This window comes from Streptomyces sp. NPDC104106 (assembly GCF_055584345.1).
On the sequence record NZ_JBVJMF010000053.1, the window covers coordinates 1 to 4,388 of the forward strand.

Below are 4,388 nucleotides of genomic sequence, written 5' to 3' on the forward strand. Positions count from 1 at the left end.
GACGGGCTGCGGACCGTCGCGGTGTACTCCGCACATGAGAACACCACCGGTGAGGTCGGCACCGACGCCTGGACCCGCCACGCCAACGGCACCCTCAGCACCACGGTTCCGGCGACCGGCGGCGCCTTCGACTTCACCGCCTGGCCTCCCCCCGGCGCCGAGCGGGTCGAGGTGGACATCGACGCCTTCTACTCCGGTCTCATCGAGAAGGGGTACAGGTACGGCCCGGCCTTCCAGGGGCTGCGCGCGGTCTGGCGGCGCGGCGGCGAGGTGTACGCCGAGGTCGCGCTGCCGGAGGAGCAGCGCGGTGAAGCTGCCCGGTTCGGGATCCACCCCGCGCTGCTGGACGCGGCCCTGCACGCCAACGGATTCGTCACCCCGGCCGACGCGACCACGCCCGCTGACGCACCGCGCACGGTCCTGCCGTTCGCCTGGAACCGGCTGGCCCTGCACGCGGCGGGAGCCTCGGCGCTGCGCGTCCGGGTGGCGCCGTCCGGACCCGACGCGGTGGCGGTGCAGGCCGCCGACGAGACCGGTGAGCCGGTACTGACGACCGAGTCCCTGGTGTTCCGCGCGGTCAGCGCCGAGCAGTTGGAGGCGGCGGCCGGCGCGCCCGGCGCGGACGCGCTCTTCCGCGTGGAGTGGGCCGATCTCACCGTGCCCGCCCGTGCGGATGACCCGGCGCCCGCCTGGGCGTGGGTCGCCACCGCCGCCGACCTCGCCGGTCAGGCCGCCGGCGACACCGTGCCGGAGCTGCTGGTCGTACCGGCCGACGGCACCGACGACGTCCTGGACCGCACGACCCGGGTGCTGGACGTCCTTCAGGCGTGGCTGGAGGGCGAGCGGTTCGCGGACTCCCGGCTCGTGGTCGTGACCCGGGGCGCGGTGCCCGTCGGCGCCGGGGACACCGTGACCGACCCGGCGGGCGCGGCGGTCTGGGGGCTCGTGCGAGCCGCCCAGGCGGAGAACCCCGACCGGATCACCCTCATCGACACCGACACCCAGGCCGCCCCCGACACCCACCTCAGCACCGGCACCGGAACCAACGCCCTGCTGGACGACGACTCCCTCGCCGCCCTCCTCACCACCGGGCCGGCGGCGGTCGGCGAACCTCAACTAGCGCTGCGCGGAACGACCGTGCGCGCACCGCGCCTGGTCCGGGCCGCCACCTCCCGTCCCGCCCCGAGGTCCGCGAGCTGGGATCCGGACGGCACCGTCCTCGTCACCGGCGGCACCGGTTCACTGGGCTCCCTGCTGGCCCGGCACCTGGTCGAACGGCACGGCGTCCGGCACCTGGTGCTGGCGAGCCGACGTGGTCCGGACGCCGAGGGCGCGCGGGAACTGGTCACCGAGCTGACCGCGCTCGGCGCGACCACCGTACGGGTGGCCCCCTGTGACATCGCCGACCGCGAGGCGGTCGCCGCCCTGCTGCACTCCGTACCCGACGAGCATCCGCTGACCGCGGTCCTGCACACCGCGGGCGTCCTGGACGACGGCGTGATCGGCACGCTCGACCGGGAACGCCTGGCCCACGTCTTCGCGCCGAAGGTGGCGGCCGTACACCACCTGGACGAGCTGACCCGGGGTCTGGACCTGACGGCGTTCGCGGTCTTCTCCTCCGCCTCCGGCCTGTTCGGCTCGGCCGGCCAGGGCAACTACGCCGCCGCCAACGCCTACCTCGACGCGGCGATGGCCCGGCGCCGGGCGGCCGGCCTGCCCGCACTGTCCCTGGCCTGGGGGCCCTGGGAGCAGAACAGCGGCATGACCACCGGCACAGAGGCGGCGGCCCGCGCTCGCGGCAGCCGGCGCGGTGGCATCCTGCCGCTGGCCCCGCAGGAGGGCCTGGCCCTCTTCGACGCGGCCCTGGCGGGCGACGACACGCTGCTCGTCCCGGTGAAGCTGGACCTCAGGTCCGTACGCGCCCAGGCGGCCACGGGCGCCGGGGTGCCACCGCTGCTGCGCGAACTCGTCCGCGCGGGGCGGCAGTCGGCGCGGGCCGCCGCCGGTGACAGCGGGGACGGTCTGCTGCGCCGGCTGGCCGGCCTCGACCACGACCGGCAGGAAGCCGCGCTGCTGGACCTCGTACGCGGCCATGTGGCCGGTGTGCTCGGTCACGCCGGAGCGGACGACGTCGGCGCCGAGACGGCGTTCAAGGACGCGGGCTTCGACTCCCTCACCTCCGTGGAGCTGCGCAACCGCCTGCGCGCCGCGACCGGGGTCGGCCTCTCCGCCACCGTGGTCTTCGACCACCCGACCCCGCTCGCCCTCGCCCGCCACCTGCACGGCGCACTCGTCCCGGAGGGCGCCGCCGGGCAGCGGCCGGCGGCGGAGGCGCACGAGGAACGGCTGCGCCACGCGCTGCTCACCCTCCCGCTGGAGCGGTTCCGAGAGGCCGGGCTGCTGGACGCACTGGTCGAACTGGCCGCCCTGGAACCGGGCGCGCCCGCGCCCGACGCACCGGACACGGCGCACGGGGCGCTGGCCGACCTCGACGCCGACCAGCTCGTACACCTCGCACTCGGCGACAGCGAATCCCTCGAAGACTGACGCGGCACACGACAGATTGGGGCAGGGAACGTGAGTGCTTCCTACGAGAAGCTTGTCGAGGCGCTGCGGAAGTCGCTGGAAGAGGTCGGCACGCTGAAGAAGCGCAACCAGCAGCTGCTGACCGCCTCGCGCGAGCCGATCGCGATCGTCGGCATGGCCTGCCGGCTGCCCGGCGGCGTCGACACACCCGAGGATCTGTGGGAGTTGGTCGCCGGGGGGCGCGACGGCGTGTCGGGCTTCCCGGAGGACCGCGGCTGGGACCTCGACACCCTGCTGGACGCCGACCCCGAGAAGACCGGCACCTCCTACGTCGACCAGGGCGGGTTCCTCCTGGGCGCCGGCCTGTTCGACGCGGAGTTCTTCGGTATCTCGCCGCGTGAGGCGCTGGCGATGGACCCGCAGCAGCGGCTGCTGCTGGAGACCTCCTGGGAGGCGCTGGAGCGGGCCGGTATCGACCCGCTGTCCCTGAAGGGCGCGGACGTCGGTGTCTTCAACGGCATCATGGGCGTCGACTACTTCGCCGGCGGCAGCGTACCGCCCGAGCTGGAGGGCTTCACCGGTACCGGCGCCGCGTCCAGCGTGGCCTCGGGTCGCATCTCGTACGTCTTCGGCTTCGAGGGCCCCGCGGTCACCCTCGACACCGCCTGCTCGTCCTCGCTGGTCGCGATCCACCTCGCGGCCCAGGCCCTGCGGCGCGGCGAATGCTCGATGGCCCTGGCCGGCGGCGCCACCGTCATGGCCACCCCCGGCCTGTTCATCGACTTCTCCCGGCAGCGGGGCCTCGCCTCCGACGGCCGCTGCAAGGCATACTCGTCGACCGCCGACGGCACGGGGTGGGCCGAGGGCGCGGGGGTCGTCGTACTGGAGCGGCTGTCGGAAGCGAAGCGCAAGGGCCACCGGGTGCTGGCCGTCGTGCGCGGCACGGCGGTCAACCAGGACGGCGCCTCGAACGGCCTGACCGCCCCGAACGGCCCCGCCCAACAACGGGTGATCCGCAAGGCGTTGGCGGCGGCCGGGTTGTCCGCGGCGGAGGTGGACGCGGTGGAGGGGCATGGGACGGGTACGGTCCTGGGTGACCCGATCGAGGCCCAGGCCCTGCTCGCCACGTACGGCCAGAACCGCGAACAGCCCCTGTGGCTGGGCTCGTTGAAGTCCAACATCGGACACACCCAGGCCGCCGCCGGTGTCGCCGGTGTCATCAAGACGGTGCAGGCCCTGCGGCACGGCGTGCTCCCGGCCACCCTGCACGTCGAGGGACCGTCCCCGCGCGTCGACTGGGACGCGGGCGCCGTACGGCTGCTGACGGAGGCTCGTGAGTGGCCGGACGTCGACCGGCCGCGTCGGGCGGCTGTCTCCGGCTTCGGTGTCAGTGGTACGAACGCGCACGTGATTCTGGAGGAGGTGCCGGAGGAGTCGGTGGCGGGGCGGGTGGTGTCGTCGGCGGGTGGTGTGGTGCCGGTGGTGGTGTCGGCGCGGGGTGTGGGTGCGCTGGGGGGTCAGGCGGGGCGGCTGGCGTCCTTGCTGGGGGAGGGGGACGCTGAGCTGGTGGCGGTGGCGGGGGCGTTGGTGTCCCGGCGTGCGGTGCTGTCGGAGCGGGCTGTGGTCGTGGCCGAGGGTCGTGAGGATGTGGTGGCGGGGCTGCGGGCGCTGGCCGAGCAGGAGACGGTTCCCTGGGTGGTGACGGGCTCGGGTGCTGGTGGCAGGACGGTGTTCGTGTTTCCGGGGCAGGGGTCTCAACGGCTTGGCATGGGGCGGGAGTTGTATGAGCGGTTTCCGGTGTTCGCTCGTGCTCTGGATGATGCCTGTGCCGCGTTGGACGGGCGGTTGGCCGGTTTCGTGGC

General features: G+C 74.2%; 1 protein-coding gene and 1 pseudogene. Both read left to right on the forward strand.

All coding sequences use genetic code 11. The features are described 5' to 3' along the window. The coding region (locus ACZ60X_RS43730; RefSeq protein WP_469611404.1) for a type I polyketide synthase at positions 1-2,547 on the forward strand (2,547 nt) is incomplete at its 5' end. A 39-nt stretch (positions 2,548-2,586) separates the two neighbouring features. Further along, positions 2,587-4,388: pseudogene (locus ACZ60X_RS43735) on the forward strand (type I polyketide synthase); the annotation flags it as partial.